This is a genomic window from Bacillus sp. FSL K6-6038 (genome assembly GCF_038050455.1).
GTDB lineage: Bacteria > Bacillota > Bacilli > Bacillales > Bacillaceae_G > Bacillus_A > Bacillus_A pseudomycoides.
Genome location: NZ_JBBOUH010000001.1, coordinates 5,148,367 through 5,165,019, shown reverse-complemented (window position 1 = coordinate 5,165,019; position 16,653 = coordinate 5,148,367). Strand labels below are relative to the sequence as shown.

The 16,653-nt window shown below is 40.0% G+C and carries 14 protein-coding genes; 12 read left to right on the top strand and 2 right to left on the bottom strand.

Annotated elements, in window-relative coordinates:
- Positions 1 to 40: 40 nt before the first annotated feature.
- Complete coding sequence (gene cls, locus NSQ40_RS27175; RefSeq protein ID WP_341286162.1) at positions 41 to 1,234, bottom strand: cardiolipin synthase; 1,194 nt, start codon at positions 1,232 to 1,234, stop codon at positions 41 to 43.
- A gap of 204 nt (positions 1,235 to 1,438) precedes the next feature.
- On the opposite strand from cls, the gene NSQ40_RS27170 reads away from it, so the two are divergent.
- The 8 genes from NSQ40_RS27170 (at position 1,439) to pyrG (ending at position 11,496) form a co-directional block, all read left to right on the top strand.
- Positions 1,439 to 3,550, top strand: coding sequence for a (Fe-S)-binding protein (locus tag NSQ40_RS27170; RefSeq protein ID WP_033796588.1), 2,112 nt, complete (start codon positions 1,439 to 1,441; stop codon positions 3,548 to 3,550).
- A 9-nt stretch (positions 3,551 to 3,559) separates the two neighbouring features.
- Positions 3,560 to 4,843, top strand: a complete 1,284-nt coding sequence (locus tag NSQ40_RS27165) for an acetyl-CoA C-acetyltransferase (protein WP_097786662.1) — start codon at positions 3,560 to 3,562, stop codon at positions 4,841 to 4,843.
- Between the two features lie 18 nt (positions 4,844 to 4,861).
- Positions 4,862 to 5,713, top strand: coding sequence for a 3-hydroxybutyryl-CoA dehydrogenase (locus NSQ40_RS27160; protein ID WP_003202329.1), 852 nt, complete (start codon positions 4,862 to 4,864; stop codon positions 5,711 to 5,713).
- Between the two features lie 89 nt (positions 5,714 to 5,802).
- The gene (locus NSQ40_RS27155; protein WP_033796586.1) at positions 5,803 to 6,933 is read left to right on the top strand and encodes an acyl-CoA dehydrogenase; all 1,131 of its coding nucleotides are present in this window, start codon (positions 5,803 to 5,805) and stop codon (positions 6,931 to 6,933) included.
- A 27-nt stretch (positions 6,934 to 6,960) separates the two neighbouring features.
- Entirely contained in the window at positions 6,961 to 8,100 is a 1,140-nt protein-coding gene (gene acdA, locus NSQ40_RS27150; protein ID WP_003202333.1) for an acyl-CoA dehydrogenase AcdA, read from the top strand.
- Between the two features lie 63 nt (positions 8,101 to 8,163).
- Positions 8,164 to 8,793, top strand: a complete 630-nt coding sequence (locus tag NSQ40_RS27145) for a TetR/AcrR family transcriptional regulator (RefSeq protein WP_018764915.1) — start codon at positions 8,164 to 8,166, stop codon at positions 8,791 to 8,793.
- Positions 8,794 to 9,118: 325 nt separating this feature from the next.
- Positions 9,119 to 9,631: a DNA-directed RNA polymerase subunit delta gene (gene rpoE / locus NSQ40_RS27140; RefSeq protein ID WP_003209233.1), complete on the top strand. Its 513-nt coding sequence runs from the start codon at positions 9,119 to 9,121 to the stop codon at positions 9,629 to 9,631.
- 257 nt (positions 9,632 to 9,888) lie between these two features.
- Complete coding sequence (gene pyrG, locus NSQ40_RS27135; RefSeq protein ID WP_003202338.1) at positions 9,889 to 11,496, top strand: CTP synthase; 1,608 nt, start codon at positions 9,889 to 9,891, stop codon at positions 11,494 to 11,496.
- Between the two features lie 35 nt (positions 11,497 to 11,531).
- On the opposite strand, the gene NSQ40_RS27130 is transcribed toward pyrG, so the two are convergent.
- Positions 11,532 to 12,059 (bottom strand): DUF2529 domain-containing protein, encoded by a 528-nt coding sequence (locus NSQ40_RS27130; RefSeq protein ID WP_018764917.1) that lies wholly within the window; start codon positions 12,057 to 12,059, stop codon positions 11,532 to 11,534.
- Between the two features lie 204 nt (positions 12,060 to 12,263).
- Between NSQ40_RS27130 and spo0F the strand changes: the two genes are divergently transcribed.
- The 4 genes from spo0F to glpX all read left to right on the top strand — a co-directional run bounded on the left by spo0F (position 12,264) and on the right by glpX (position 16,532).
- The gene (spo0F, locus tag NSQ40_RS27125; RefSeq protein ID WP_000398590.1) at positions 12,264 to 12,632 is read left to right on the top strand and encodes a sporulation initiation phosphotransferase Spo0F; all 369 of its coding nucleotides are present in this window, start codon (positions 12,264 to 12,266) and stop codon (positions 12,630 to 12,632) included.
- A gap of 210 nt (positions 12,633 to 12,842) precedes the next feature.
- Complete coding sequence (locus NSQ40_RS27120; protein ID WP_018781175.1) at positions 12,843 to 13,700, top strand: class II fructose-bisphosphate aldolase; 858 nt, start codon at positions 12,843 to 12,845, stop codon at positions 13,698 to 13,700.
- 388 nt (positions 13,701 to 14,088) lie between these two features.
- Positions 14,089 to 15,378, top strand: coding sequence for a UDP-N-acetylglucosamine 1-carboxyvinyltransferase (murA, locus tag NSQ40_RS27115; RefSeq protein ID WP_003202346.1), 1,290 nt, complete (start codon positions 14,089 to 14,091; stop codon positions 15,376 to 15,378).
- Positions 15,379 to 15,566: 188 nt separating this feature from the next.
- Positions 15,567 to 16,532: a class II fructose-bisphosphatase gene (gene glpX / locus NSQ40_RS27110; protein WP_003209232.1), complete on the top strand. Its 966-nt coding sequence runs from the start codon at positions 15,567 to 15,569 to the stop codon at positions 16,530 to 16,532.
- The last annotated feature ends 121 nt before the right edge of the window (positions 16,533 to 16,653 follow it).

Here is a 16,653-nt window from a genome sequence, read left to right as displayed (position 1 = left end):
CTACCCCCGTTATTTATTATTTAATTATAAAAGTTTCATTTCATAAGAAAAACGCTAGTAACGTCCCAATCCATTCTTTTCCTTTATCGACAAGGGAGAGAGAGGAAACATCTTTCCAAGTAAGCAATGTAGACCCCTCAATATCTTTGCTAATTTGCACCTTAATTTCTTGTATAAAAGCTGAGTCATACAGGAGACAATTTATTTCATGATTGATGTATATACTTCTCATATCAAAATTAGCTGTTCCGATATCACAAATATGATTATCTACCATAATAATTTTCGCGTGAAAAAATCCTTGTTGAAATTCATAAATATTACACCCTGCCCTCATCAATTTCCGGCAGTATGGTAATTTAGCTTCGCGAACGAGTGGGTGATCTGCTTTTTTAGGAACGAGAATCGTAATGCGAACACCTCGTTTTTTTGCTTGTAATAATGCATTCATTACTATTTTTCCCGGAATGAAATAGGGTGTCCCGATATATAATTCCTCTTTTGCACTTTCAATAAGTGATACAAATGTTTCCTGTAAATAGGCACCGTCTGTTGGGATAAAGCGGTGTAGCATAGGACCTGGCATCTGTTTAGGAAAAAATGATGCTTCTTCTAATAAATCTTCATTTGTATCATCGCGCCAATCGTGCAAAAATTGTTTTTGTAAATCTTGTACGCCTTCGCCAGTCAGGCGTAAATGATAATCACGCCAAAGGCCCAATTCAGGATCATGCCCTAAATATTCTTCTCCAATGTTGAAACCTCCAATATAACCAATTTTCCCATCGATAATCGTAATTTTTCTATGATTTCTTTGGTTTGCAGAAAAAAAGAGAAAAGGGATCTTGATTTTATGACAATATGAAAAAGATACACCATGTTGCCTGAGTGAGCGAATGGCTTCATCTGATAAATGATGGCTTCCTATACGATCGAGAAGGAGACGTACTTCTATACCTTGTTTGGCTTTTTCAGTGAGAAGCTGTAAAAAGGTTTGACTAATTTCATCATTTTTGACAATGAAAAATAAAATATGTATATGATGCTTTGCCCCCTTTATATCCAGAAATAAATCATTGTATAAATTTGTTCCCCATGTATACAATTTAAAATTGCTACGTCGTAAGGGAAAAGGGCGGGACTTTATTTTTTTAAAATGATGTTTTCTTCCAAGTAAAAAGTCGACTGAGACCCATATGACTAAGCATATTAGTAAGAGAGATAAAAAGACCATTATCAAATTACCTCCTGAGAATTCATTCTTATAGTTTCACCTAAATAAACAGCTTTATGAAAAAATGTTGTGTTGTATAACAAAAAACTGTTGACTGAATGCTCACTCATTATATAATGGGAATAGGGGATATAATTCAGAAAATTATTTATTTTCGAAGATTCTAAAAGAAAGAGGGCTTACAAAGAGAGGGGTATCATAAAAATGAATAGTTTACTGATCATTAATTGGCTGGCTGCCATTGCTGTTATTGCTTATGCTGGATATTTGTTTGTATATTTGATACGAACAAGGATGGCCTACATACAATTAGGAAAAAAAGTAGAATTTGATCGCCGCTTTAAAGAGAGGTGGGATATTCTTAAGGTTAACGTTTTCGGTCAAAAAAAATTGCTGAAAGATAAAAAAAGCGGTATCATGCACGTTATGTTTTTTTACGGATTTATTCTTGTCCAATTTGGAGCAATTGACTTCGTTTGGAAAGGATTAGCACCAGGATCACATCTTCCACTTGGACCACTATACCCTGCATTTACATTCTTCCAGGAAATTATCACACTTATGATTTTAATCGCAGTTTTTTGGGCTTTTCATAGAAGATACGTTGAAAAACTTGTTCGTTTAAAACGTAATTTTAAATCAGGCCTTGTTCTTATTTTTATCGGAGGCTTAATGCTTTCTGTACTACTTGGTAACGGAATGGGCATTATATGGCACGGCGAAGAGCTTTCGTGGAGCGAACCAATCGCTTCTGGAATCGCTTACGTTTTCTCAGGAATAAATGAAACCGCAGCCATTTCTGTGTTCTATTTCTCTTGGTGGGTGCATCTACTTATTTTGTTAACGTTTTTAGTTTATGTACCACAATCAAAACACGCACATTTAATTGCCGGACCTGTTAATGTATTCTTTACTCGCCTTTCTAATCCAGGGAAACTTGAAAAAATTGATTTTGAAGATGAGACACAAGAAACATTCGGCGTTGGGAAAATTGAGGATTTCAAACAGACGCAGCTTATTGATTTATACGCTTGTGTAGAGTGCGGGCGCTGTACAAATATGTGCCCGGCAACAGGAACGGGCAAAATATTGTCACCAATGGATTTAATTTTAAAACTTCGCGATCACTTAACGGATAAGGGGGCAGCGGTAACATCACGGGCTCCATGGGTTCCGGCGGTTGCGTTTAACAATACACAAGGAAATCAGTTAGCGATGATGGCAGCGGGGCAAGGGCAACAAGAATCGGCTGCTACAGCACTTGCTTATGATCCAAGTTTAATCGGAGACGTCATTACAGAAGAAGAGATTTGGGCATGTACAACGTGCCGTAACTGTGAAGATCAATGCCCAGTTATGAATGAACACGTTGACAAAGTTATTGATTTACGTCGTTATCTCGTTTTAACAGAAGGAAAAATGGATCCAGAAGCGCAGCGTGCGATGACAAATATTGAGCGCCAAGGGAATCCGTGGGGGCTGAACCGTAAAGAGCGTGAAACGTGGCGCCAAGGCGATGATGAAGTAACCGTTCCAACTGTGAAAGAGAAAACAAAGGCTGGCGAAGAGTTCGAATATTTATTCTGGGTAGGCTCCATGGGATCTTATGATAACCGCAGTCAGAAAATTGCGATATCATTTGCGAAGCTGATGAATAAAGCGGGCATTTCCTTTGCGATTCTTGGTAATAAAGAAAAGAACTCGGGAGATACGCCGCGCCGCCTTGGAAACGAATTTGTATTCCAAGAGATGGCCACAAAGAACATTGAAGAATTTGAAAAAGCAGGCGTGAAGAAAATCGTTACGATTGATCCGCATGCCTATAACACATTTAAAAATGAGTATCCAGACTTTGGCCTACAAGCAGAAGTCTATCACCATACAGAATTATTAGCACAGTGGGTGAAAGAAGGACGATTAGAGCCGGTTCACCGTATTGAAGAGACGATTACGTATCATGACTCCTGTTATTTAGGAAGATACAACGAAGTATATGAAGCACCGCGCAGTATTTTAAAAGCAATTCCAGGTGTGAAAGTTGTTGAAATGGAGCGTAATCGTGAAACAGGCATGTGCTGCGGTGCAGGCGGCGGACTTATGTGGATGGAAGAAACAACAGGTTCGCGCATTAACGTTGCACGTACAGAACAAGCACTTGCTGTGAAACCGTCAATCATTGGTACGGGATGCCCGTACTGCCTAACGATGATTAGTGACGGTACGAAAGCAAAAGAAGTAGAAGAGCAAGTTCAGACACTTGATGTAACAGAGATTTTAGAACGCTCTGTAATTGGGTCTAAAAAAGAAGTTATGTAATACGTAAGAATCCATACAACTTTAGAAAGAGGTGCAAGATTTGCACCTCTTCTCAGCGTAGGAGTATCGAGCGGGCGCTCAGCGCCGAAAAAAGAAATGGGGGAAATAAACGTGGTAAGAACAGTTATTTTAAGTGCTGCAAGAACACCGGTTGGAAAGTTTGGGGGATCTTTAAAGGATGTAAAAGCAACGGAACTTGGAGGAATTGCGATTAAAGCTGCGCTTGAGCGAGCGGATGTTGCTGCAAATGATGTTGAAGAAGTTATATTCGGAGCGGTGATTCAAGGAGGACAGGGGCAAATTCCTTCGCGCCAAGCGGCGAGAGAAGCTGGACTTCCTTGGGAAACTCGTACAGAAACAGTGAATAAAGTTTGTGCATCTGGTCTTCGTGCTGTAACAATGGCTGATCAAATTATTCGTACTGGAGATCAAACGCTTATTGTAGCAGGCGGAATGGAATCGATGAGCAATAGTCCTTATATTTTACAAGGTGCACGATGGGGATACCGGATGGGACATAATCAAGTTGCCGATCTAAATGTAGTAGATGGCTTAACGTGTTCATTTTCTGGCGTACATATGGGTGTGTATGGCGGAGAAGTCGCGAAGGAGGACGGAATCTCTCGCGAAGTGCAAGATGAATGGGCATATCGCAGTCATCAGTGTGCAGTTTCTGCGCAGAAGGAAGGACGATTTGAAGAGGAAATCGTACCAGTATCTGTACCGCAGCGAAAAGGTGAGCCGATTGTTGTTACAAAAGATGAAGCGCCGCGCGAAGATACAACAGTTGAAAAGCTAGCAAAGCTAAAGCCTGTATTTGATAAAACAGCGGCAGTAACGGCTGGAAATGCACCAGGGTTAAATGATGGCGGCGCGGCGCTTGTATTAATGAGCGAGGACAGAGCGCAGCAAGAAGGAAGAAAACCGTTAGCGACGATTTTAGCACATACAGCAATTGCGGTAGAAGCGAAAGATTTCCCAAGAACACCAGGGTATGCGATTAATGAGCTTTTGAAGAAAACAGGTAAGACAGTGGATGAGATTGACTTATTTGAGATTAACGAAGCCTTTGCAGCAGTTGCAATTGCGAGCGCAAATATTGCAGGAATTGATCCGGGAAAAATTAACGTAAACGGTGGCGCGGTTGCGATGGGACATCCAATTGGAGCAAGCGGGGCACGGATTATTGTAACGCTTATTCATGCACTGAAGCAGCGCGGCGGCGGCATTGGAATTGCATCGATTTGCAGCGGCGGTGGTCAAGGCGACGCGATTATGATTGAAGTTCATTAATAAAAAGGGGGAGAAAAAATGAGTGTGCAAAAAATTGTTGTAATCGGTGCGGGGCAAATGGGTTCAGGTATTGCACAAGTATGTGCGATGGCAGGATATGACGTATATATGCAGGATTTGAAACAAGAGCAATTAGATCGGGGATTATCCATTATTACAAAAAACTTAGCACGCCAAGTAGAAAAAGGACGCATGGATGAAGAGTCAAAGGAAGTAACTTTAAATCGTCTTACAGCGACGCTTGAATTAAATTGTGTAAAAGAAGCAGATCTTGTTATTGAGGCAGCCGTTGAGAAAATGGATATTAAAAAGAAAATTTTCGCGAATTTAGATGAAATTGCACCAGAACATGCGATTTTGGCGACAAATACATCGTCTTTACCAATTACAGAAATTGCAGCGGTAACGAAAAGACCAGAGAAAGTAATTGGGATGCACTTTATGAATCCAGTTCCGGTTATGAAGCTTGTTGAAATCATTCGGGGTCTTGCAACAGATGATGCAGTATACGAAACAATCGAAGACATTACAAAGAAAATCGGAAAAGTACCAGTTGAAGTAAATGATTTCCCTGGATTTGTTTCCAACCGTATTTTATTACCGATGATTAATGAAGCGATTTATACGCTATATGAAGGCGTCGCAACAAAAGAAGCAATTGATGAAGTGATGAAGCTCGGTATGAATCATCCAATGGGGCCGTTAACATTAGCAGATTTTATTGGTCTAGATACGTGTTTGTACATTATGGAGGTTCTGCATGAAGGACTAGGAGATAGTAAGTATCGCCCATGTCCGTTATTACGTAAATATGTAAATGCTGGTTGGTTAGGTCGAAAAACAGGTCGTGGTTTCTACGTATACGAATAGAAAGCAAGGGTAGGTCTCCCTCTTTTTTACAAAGTAGTGGTCTTACCAGGTGGTTGAAAAAAGATATATCGCAAATGGGGGCGGGGCATATGAATTTTCGTTTTACAGAAGAGCAGCAGATGATGAGGAAAATGGTTCGAGATTTTGCACAAAAGGAAATCGCTCCCTTTGTTCCAGAGATGGAACAAGGGGTGTTTCCTAGAGAGATTTTGAAGAAAATGGGTGAACTTGGACTTATGGGGATTCCAGCACCAGCGAAATATGGCGGTGCGGAAATGGATTTCATTTCTTACATTTTAGCTATTGAGGAATTATCAAAGGTGAGCGCGACAATTGGTGTTATTTTGGCGGTACACACATCGGTTGGAACAAACCCAATTTTATATTTTGGAACAGAAGAACAAAAGCAAAAATATGTTTCTAAACTAGCGACGGGTGAATATTTAGGTGCATTTGCTTTAACTGAGCCAAATGCGGGATCAGATGCAGGTAGCTTAAAATCAAGAGCCGTAAAGCAAGGTGATTACTATGTCATTAACGGTTCGAAAGTATTTATTACAAACGGTGGCGAGGCGGATACATATATCGTGTTTGCTTCTACGAATCCAGATGCAGGGAAGAGCGGAATTTCTGCGTTTATTGTAGAGAAAGATACACAAGGCTTAATCGTTGGAAAAGACGAACATAAGATGGGACTGCTTGGTTCTCGTACAGTGCAATTAACATTTGAAGATATGAAAGTACCAGTAGAAAACCTGCTTGGTGAAGAAGGACAAGGTTTTAAAGTAGCGATGGCGAATTTAGATGTTGGTCGCATTGGTATTGGAGCACAGGCACTTGGCATCGCCGAGGCAGCGCTAGCATGTGCAGTGGATTATGCGAAGGAGCGTCAGCAATTTGGAAAGCCAATTGCCGCGCAGCAAGGACTGGGCTTTAAACTGGCGGATATGGCTACGAGCGTAGAAGCTGCGAGGTTACTTGTATATAGAGCGGCATCGCTTAGGGCACAGGGACTTCCTTGCGGGAAGGAAGCATCTATCGCAAAGCTGTTTGCTTCGAAAACAGCGGTGGATGTCGCAATTGAAGCAGTACAAGTATTTGGCGGTTACGGCTATACGAAAGATTATCCAGTTGAGCGATTTTTCCGTGATGCAAAAATTTGTGAGATTTATGAAGGAACGAGTGAAATACAGCGGCTTGTTATTAGCCGAGCATTATAAAGAGAAGAGAGAGTGAGGGGAAGGAACATGGATTTTAAATTATCAGAAGAGCATGAAATGATACGAAAAATGGTTCGAGATTTTGCGAGAAATGAAGTGGCGCCGACAGCAGCGGAGCGAGATGAAGAAGAACGATTTGACCGCGCTTTATTTGACCAAATGGCGGACCTTGGTTTAACAGGAATTCCATGGCCTGAAGAATACGGCGGGATTGGAAGCGATTACTTAGCGTATGTGATTGCTGTAGAAGAGTTATCCCGTGTTTGCGCTTCGACAGGTGTCACGTTATCTGCTCATACTTCGCTTGCTGGTTGGCCCATTTTTAAATTTGGAACAGAGGAACAAAAACAAAAGTTTTTACGCCCGATGGCGGAAGGGAAGAAAATTGGTGCATACGGTTTAACAGAGCCAGGTTCTGGTTCAGATGCAGGCGGAATGAGAACGACAGCGAAGCGAGATGGCGATCACTACATTTTAAATGGTTCTAAGATTTTTATTACAAATGGCGGCATTGCTGATATTTATGTTGTCTTTGCATTGACTGATCCAGAATCAAAGCAGCGCGGCACAAGTGCATTCATTGTAGAAAGCGATGCGCTAGGATTTTCAGTTGGTAAGAAAGAGAGCAAGCTTGGGATCCGCTCTTCACCAACAACAGAAATCATGTTTGAAGACTGCCGTATTCCTGCTGAAAATTTACTTGGCGAAGAAGGACAAGGGTTCAAAATTGCAATGCAGACGCTAGACGGTGGTCGTAACGGTATTGCGGCGCAAGCTGTTGGTATTGCGCAAGGAGCTTTAGATGCTTCTGTGGAGTATGCAAGAGAACGGCATCAGTTTGGAAAGCCAATTGCTGCGCAGCAAGGAATTGGTTTTAAATTAGCAGATATGGCGACAAGTGTAGAGGCAGCACGCCTATTAACATACCAAGCTGCTTGGCTAGAATCAGAAGGACTTCCGTACGGAAAAGAATCAGCGATGTCAAAGGTGTTTGCTGGGGATACAGCGATGAAAGTAACGACGGAAGCAGTACAAGTATTTGGTGGTTACGGTTATACGAAAGATTACCCGGTAGAACGGTTCATGCGTGATGCAAAGATTACGCAAATTTATGAGGGAACACAAGAGATTCAAAGGCTTGTAATTTCTCGCATGTTAACGAAATAAGAGAAAAAGCGTAGGTATTTTCCTACGCTTTTTCCTTCCAAATGGTAGAGAGAGGTGAAGAGGATGGTTAAGCACAATGTGCATGCGTCTGTAAAGGATGAGAAATTGGTTGCACTAAGGCGCGAGCAGATGATTAAAGGAGCGGTGCAGCTCTTTAAGCAAAAGGGATTTCCTCGTACAACAACGAGGGAAATTGCAAAAGCGGCCGGGTTTAGTATTGGGACACTTTACGAATATATCCGTACGAAAGATGATGTGTTGTATTTAGTATGTGATAGTATTTATGAACATGTAAAAGAACGATTAGAAGAAGTGGTCTGCACGGAAAAAGGAAGCGTTGAAAGTTTAAGGGTAGCCATTACGAATTATTTTAAAGTAATGGATGAGTTGCAAGAAGAAGTATTAATTATGTATCAAGAAGTTCGTTTTTTACCGAAAGAGTCTCTTCCATATGTACTAGAAAAAGAGTTTCAAATGGTGGGAATGTTTGAAAATATTTTAGAACAGTGTACGAAAAATGGCACATTTACATTAACGAAAAAGGAAATTCAACTGCTGGCTCATAATATTTTCATTCAAGGACAAATGTGGGGATTTAGACGCTGGGCCCTGCAAAAACTTTATACATTAGAGGAATATACAGAAATGCAGATTAGGTATGTATTACATGGCGCGCATATGCTTCCGAAATAAAACGATATCCCCCCTCTTTTAGGCGGGAGAGAGAGCATCTAGCCGTGCATAGAAGCGGCCAGTGCCTTTTTTAGCTCCATGCCGAGTGAGACCAGAAGGAGAAAATGAGAGGAAATCCCCACTGATTAAAGTTTCACTTTATATAGTCCCTACAGGTTAATCTTGTAAATACTGGTCTGTAATCACTTTTATCGATTGCTCGTGAAAGTTTCCCGTTTTTTTTGTAGCATATTTGTTGGAGTTTTGTTTATAATGAATAGTATGGATTTTTTTAAACAGGCCGTTATATATAGGATTATATTTTAAGAAAGGAAGTGCCGCATAAGTGGATTTTAAGAAATATTCACCAGAAGAGCTAAAAGAATTATCCATGATTGAAGTTGTACATAGTGTTTTAGAGGATAAAAGACAGGCAACGTCATTCCATGATTTAGTTCAGGAAATCGCTCAAGTGCTGGGACTATCTCAAGAACAAGTTGCTGCGAAGATCGCACAATTCTATACAGATTTAAATATCGATGGACGTTTCATCAATTTAGGAGAAAACCGTTGGGGGATACGCAGTTGGTACCCATACGAGCAAATTGATGAAGAAATCTTACCTCAGCCAAAGCCTAAGAAAAAACGTAAGGTTGAAGAGGAAGAAGATTTTGATGACTACATTGAAGAAGACGAAGACGACTTCGACGGTGATGACGAAGAAGATGATGTAGAAGATTTGGACAAGGTTCTTGACGAAGACGATGATCTTGATGATTTAGATGAAGATGATGAAGAGGAAGAATTCGCTGACGAAGAACTTGAGTATGATGAAACAGAAGAAGAGGAAGAAGTGTAGTTCTTGACTTTTTATTATCGTCCATGTAGAATCATTTTTGGGCTCTTTAAAACAGGACGATAATACTTTTAAAGTGTAAATATAAAAGAAAATTGCTCCCTACTTATTACTTTTCGTGATGAGGGGAGCAATTTTCTTTTTTGTTTTTTGGTTAGAAAATAAAAAGAGTCTAACAATAAGATAGATAAGGTGTTATCTACATACGTTGCGCTTTGCAACGGTGATTATATAACAACAAAGTAGAAGGGAGTACTTTTATGACTAAGTATATTTTCGTAACAGGCGGTGTAGTATCTTCTTTAGGGAAAGGGATTACAGCAGCATCTCTTGGAAGACTTTTAAAAAATCGTGGTTTAAACGTAACAATCCAAAAGTTTGACCCATACATTAACGTAGACCCAGGGACAATGAGCCCATACCAACACGGTGAGGTATTCGTAACAGATGATGGCGCAGAAACAGACTTAGACCTTGGTCACTATGAGCGTTTCATTGACATTAACTTAAACAAATACAGCAACGTAACAACAGGTAAAATTTACTCTTCTGTTCTTCAAAAAGAGCGTCGTGGTGAATATTTAGGAGGAACAGTTCAAGTTATTCCTCACATAACAAATGAAATTAAAGAGCGTGTATATCGTTCAGGCCGCGAAACAAATGCGGACGTTGTTATTACAGAAATCGGGGGAACTGTTGGTGACATCGAGTCTCTACCATTCCTAGAAGCAATTCGCCAAATTAAGAGCGATATTGGTCGTGACAACGTAATGTATATTCACTGTACATTAATCCCGTACTTAAAAGCAGCGGGTGAAATGAAAACAAAACCAACGCAACATAGCGTTAAAGAACTTCGTAGCTTAGGTATTCAGCCAAATATTATCGTTGTTCGTACAGAATTGCCTGTTTCTCAAGATATGAAAGACAAACTTGCTTTATTCTGTGACATCGATACAAAAGCAGTTATCGAAGCGCGTGATGCAGATACGTTATATGCAGTTCCATTATCGCTTCAAGAGCAAAATATGGACCAAATCGTTTGCGATCACTTAAAACTAGACAATCCAGCTGCAGATATGACAGAGTGGACTGCATTAGTTGAAAAAGTACGTAACCTATCTAAGAAAACAAAAATCGCTCTTGTTGGTAAATATGTAGAACTTCAAGATGCATACATTTCTGTTGTAGAAGCACTTCGCCATGCAGGATATTCATTTGATACAGATGTAGAAGTGAAATGGGTAAATGCTGAGCACGTAACAGCAGAAAACGTAAAAGAATTAGTTGGCGACACAGACGGTATCCTTGTACCAGGTGGCTTCGGCGATCGCGGTGTAGAAGGAAAAGTCGCTGCAATTCAATATGCACGTGAAAATAAAGTTCCATTCTTAGGAATTTGCTTAGGAATGCAACTTGCATCAATCGAATTTGCACGTAACGTATTAGGATTAGAAGGGGCTAACTCTTCTGAAATTAATCCTGACACGCCTTATGCAATTATTGACTTATTACCAGAACAAAAAGATGTAGAAGACTTAGGTGGCACACTTCGTCTTGGTCTATACCCATGTAAGCTTACTCCAGAAACAAATGCTTACAATGCGTATAATGAACCAGTTGTATACGAGCGTCATCGTCATCGTTATGAGTTCAACAACGAATTCCGTAAAGACATGGAAGGCGCTGGATTTATCTTCTCTGGTACAAGCCCAGATGGTCGTTTAGTAGAGATCATTGAATTACAAGATCACCCTTGGTTCGTGGCAGCACAGTTCCACCCAGAACTTGTATCTCGTCCAAACCGTCCACAACCATTGTTCCATGATTTCGTAAAAGCTTCTATTACGAATAAAGAAAGCAAGTAATAAAAAAGGCGTCCAAATTTGGACGCCTTTTTCTTTTACTCATATTCGTTTATCATTTCATCAATTGTAAATTTTAATCCGTGATAAGCAAATAGAGATAAGATTAAACTTGGGAACCCATAACGGTTGCCTTCATCATCCGGGATTAAACCTTTTAGCAATTTTGTATCAATATGTACATCTGTGAATTGTTCTAGTGAGACTTCGCCATTTTGGATGGCTGAAATACCAACAATGGAGTGTCCTTCTTCTTGTAGCTGCTTCGCTAATGAAATAATATTTTCATCTGTTGAAAAACGACTGATAAGAAGTACGCGGTCTGCGGATGTCACTTCTGCTTTTGTACCATTTTCGATTAAGCGCTTTGCATGTTTTAGCGGCTCTGCGCCGTGTAATGCTTCCGAAACAACGCCGTCCATTTCGTTTGTACCGTGTAAATAAACGATGCCATCACCAACTAACGCTTGCGCAAGTAGACGGGCACTATCTTCTATATTCATCTCTTCTTTTTGAGAAATCTTTGTGAAATAGCCGCTTAGCTGAGTAGAAAAAATTTTTAACATTGTATTGCTCCTTTCGATTGTGTTAAGGCGGCTTTCATTATAGCTTATTTTTTTAGAAAGGCGAAGTAATAGAGGTAGCATAACAAAATAGTAGGCGGTAAAATAAGAAAGAATGGGAAGGAATTTGGTAAAGAATAGCGAAAATAAACCGAATAAGATATAAGAAGCTTTTAATCTTGTATTTACACAGAAAGGTTGGGGACTATGGAAGGGAAAATTTTAATCGTTGATGATCAATACGGCATTCGTGTGTTATTGCATGAAGTGTTCCAAAAAGAAGGTTATCAAACGTTCCAAGCAGCAAATGGATTTCAAGCTTTAGATATCGTGAAAAAGGATAATCCAGATTTAGTTATTCTAGATATGAAAATTCCAGGTATGGATGGTATAGAGATTTTAAAACATGTGAAAGAAATTAACGAAGATATTAAAGTTATTTTAATGACTGCTTATGGGGAGTTGGATATGATCCAAGAAGCAAAAGATTTAGGAGCTTTAATGCACTTTGCTAAGCCGTTTGATATTGATGAAATTCGCCAAGCGGTACGAAATGAAATCGCTGTAGAGGCTTAAAAATGAATTTTTTATAAAAAATATGAAAAAAAGCGTTTACATGGACTGATGAGCAGGTGAATACAGTTGAGTTTTTGAGTACAAGTTGTTATCCTATTGAGTGTAGAAAAAAGTCCGGTATGTAGATATACATATTTTACCTTATTCTGGTCATACTACCAGCGATAAGAACTTATCGGATACAAAAAACGTTTTTTAGGAGGATTCATCATGCCTTTAGTTTCCATGAAAGAAATGCTAAACAAAGCACTAGAAGGAAAATACGCAGTTGGTCAATTCAACATGAACAACTTAGAGTGGACTCAAGCTATCTTAGCTGCTGCGGAAGAAGAAAAATCTCCTGTAATATTAGGTGTATCTGAGGGTGCAGCTCGTCATATGACTGGTTTCAAAACAGTTGTAGCTATGGTTAAAGCTTTAATCGAAGAAATGAACATCACTGTTCCTGTAGCGATTCACCTTGACCATGGTTCAAGCTTCGAAAAATGTAAAGAAGCAATCGATGCAGGTTTCACATCTGTAATGATCGACGCTTCTCACCACCCATTCGAAGAAAACGTTGAAACTACTAAAAAAGTAGTAGAATACGCACACGCTCGTAACGTATCTGTAGAAGCTGAGCTTGGTACAGTTGGCGGACAAGAAGACGATGTAATCGCTGAAGGCGTTATCTATGCTAATCCTGAAGAGTGTAAACACCTTGTTGAAGCAACAGGTATCGATTGCCTAGCTCCAGCTTTAGGTTCTGTACACGGCCCTTACAAAGGTGAGCCTAACTTAGGATTTAAAGAAATGGAACAAGTTCGCGACTTCACTGGTGTACCTTTAGTACTTCACGGTGGTACTGGTATCCCAACTGCTGATATCGTAAAAGCTATTTCTTTAGGTACTTCAAAAATCAACGTAAACACTGAGAACCAAATCGAGTTTACAAAAGCTGTTCGTGAAGTATTAAACAAAGATCAAGAAGTTTACGATCCTCGTAAATTTATCGGACCTGGCCGCGAAGCTATCAAAGCAACTGTTATTGGTAAAATTCGTGAATTCGGTTCTAACGGTAAAGCGTAAGAATAAAATTCCGTTTTGGAAACCGTCTAGTCTTTTAGACGGTTTCCTTTCGTTGTATAATGAAAGCGTGAACAAGTCTTAAGATTAAATGAATTGCCAATTTATTCACATGAACTGTAAGGAAATGTGAAAATGGAAAATGGTGTGAATGATTCTATTAATAAACGTTATCATGTATCTAAGATGAATTGACGAGTATAGCTTGACGGGCAGTTAGTCTTCATCTACTCGCCTAAAGCCTACCTATTTTAAGGTGAGGGCTTACCGCTTGTTAAGTTGAGGAAAGGGAAAAGTCAAAAATGATTGGCTCTTTTGTTTTTCTTGATAGTATGCTGAACAAATGAGATTCTTAAGGAAAATAAATACATTCATAAGAAGGGAGCTCAACATGGAAAAGTTGCTGATTGAAGGTGGACGACCTTTAAACGGATCAATTCGCGTGAGCGGTGCAAAGAACAGTGCTGTTGCTCTAATTCCAGCGACCATTTTAGCTGATACTCCAGTGACCATCGGTGGTGTACCTAATATTTCAGATGTGAAGATGTTAGGAGACCTATTAGAGGAAATTGGAGGAGTTGTAACGTACAATCAGGAGGAAGAGATGACGGTTGATCCTTCCAAAATGGTTGCTATGCCCTTGCCGAACGGGAAGGTAAAAAAATTGCGTGCTTCTTATTACTTGATGGGCGCTATGCTTGGCCGCTTTAACAAAGCTGTAATTGGGCTTCCTGGTGGATGTCACTTAGGGCCAAGACCAATTGATCAGCACATTAAAGGATTTGAAGCATTAGGTGCACATGTGACAAATGAGCAAGGTGCAATCTATTTAAGAGCGGATGAATTACGAGGAGCTCGTATTTATTTAGATGTTGTTAGTGTAGGAGCAACGATTAACATTATGCTAGCAGCTGTGCGTGCAAAAGGTAGAACGGTGATTGAAAACGCTGCGAAAGAACCAGAAATTATTGATGTAGCAACATTACTAACAAGTATGGGGGCACGAATTAAAGGTGCTGGTACAGATGTGATTCGTATTGATGGTGTGAATTCTCTGCACGGTTGTCACCATTCTATTATTCCAGACCGAATTGAAGCGGGTACGTACATGATTTTAGGAGCGGCGTCTGGTGGAGAAATAACAGTTGATAATGTAATCCCGCAACATTTAGAGTCAATCACTGCAAAATTACGAGAAGCTGGTGTACAAGTTGAGACGAACGATGATCAAATTAAGGTAAATGGGGATCGTAAGTTAAAGATTGTTGATATAAAAACACTTGTGTATCCAGGATTTCCGACAGATTTACAACAACCTTTTACAACTCTTTTAACAAAGGCGCATGGAACGGGAGTTGTAACGGATACGATTTATGGTGCTCGCTTTAAACATATTGATGAATTGCGCCGGATGAATGCACAAATTAAGGTAGAAGGCCGTTCTGCTATTGTGACAGGACCTGTTGCTTTGCAAGGAGCAAAGGTAAAAGCGAGCGATTTACGAGCGGGTGCTGCACTTGTAATTGCAGGATTAATGGCTGAAGGGATTACAGAAGTGACAGGGCTTGAACATATTGACCGAGGTTATGAAAATATAGTAGACAAGCTTAAAGGTCTTGGTGCGAACATTTGGCGAGAACAAATGACGCGGCAAGAGATTGAAGAAATGAAAAATGCATAATTTGCAAAGATTGTTGGCAATGTACTCTTGATATGGAGTTTTGCTTATTATTGCAAAATGAAGATGAAGTGGTGGTGCTTCCGTTAATGGGGGACGAAGAATTACTGCTGACGGAAGCTACACTTTATAGAAGGAACCGGTTCACAAAATACGGCATAAATATTAAGACTTAAAGGAGAGGGATTATTGTGGAAAGAAGTTTATCTATGGAGTTAGTACGTGTAACAGAGGCTGCAGCATTATCATCAGCGCGTTGGATGGGACGCGGAAAAAAAGATGAAGCAGACGGTGCAGCAACATCAGCAATGCGCGATGTGTTCGATACAATTCCGATGAAAGGTACAGTTGTAATTGGTGAAGGGGAAATGGATGAAGCGCCAATGCTATACATCGGGGAAAAATTAGGTACAGGATACGGACCGCGCGTCGATGTTGCAGTTGATCCGTTAGAAGGAACGAATATCGTAGCAGCTGGAGGCTGGAATGCACTTGCTGTTATTGCGATTGCGGATCACGGTAATTTGTTACATGCTCCTGACATGTACATGGATAAAATTGCAGTTGGACCAGAAGCAGTTGGTGCAGTTGATATTGACGCACCTATTATTGATAACTTACGCGCTGTTGCAAAAGCGAAAAATAAAGATATTGAAGATGTTGTAGCAACAGTTCTAAACCGCCCGCGTCACCAAGCGATTATTGAAGAAATTCGCAAAGCTGGCGCTCGTATTAAATTGATTAATGATGGCGATGTAGCTGGAGCAATTAATACAGCATTTGATCGTACAGGTGTTGATATTTTATTCGGTTCTGGTGGTGCACCTGAAGGCGTTCTTGCAGCAGTTGCATTAAAATGTTTGGGCGGGGAAATTCACGGGAAGCTTCTTCCTCAAAATGAAGCAGAATTAGCTCGTTGTAAAAAAATGGGTATTGAAGATATAAATCGTATCCTTCGTATGGAAGACTTAGTGAAAGGTGACGACGCAATCTTTGCAGCAACAGGCGTAACAGATGGTGAATTACTACGTGGTGTTCAATTTAAAGGCAGTGTTGGTACAACAGAATCCCTTGTTATGCGTGCAAAATCCGGAACAGTTCGTTTCGTTGACGGACGCCATAGCTTAAATAAAAAACCAAATTTAGTAATTAAATAAAGAGAAAACAGAAGCAATATAAAAAGCGGAGACAAATTTTCTTGTCTTCGCTTCTTGTATTTGTGTTACAACGTATTGATTAAAACTGGATAAAAGGGTTACAATAGTGAATATTACCCTA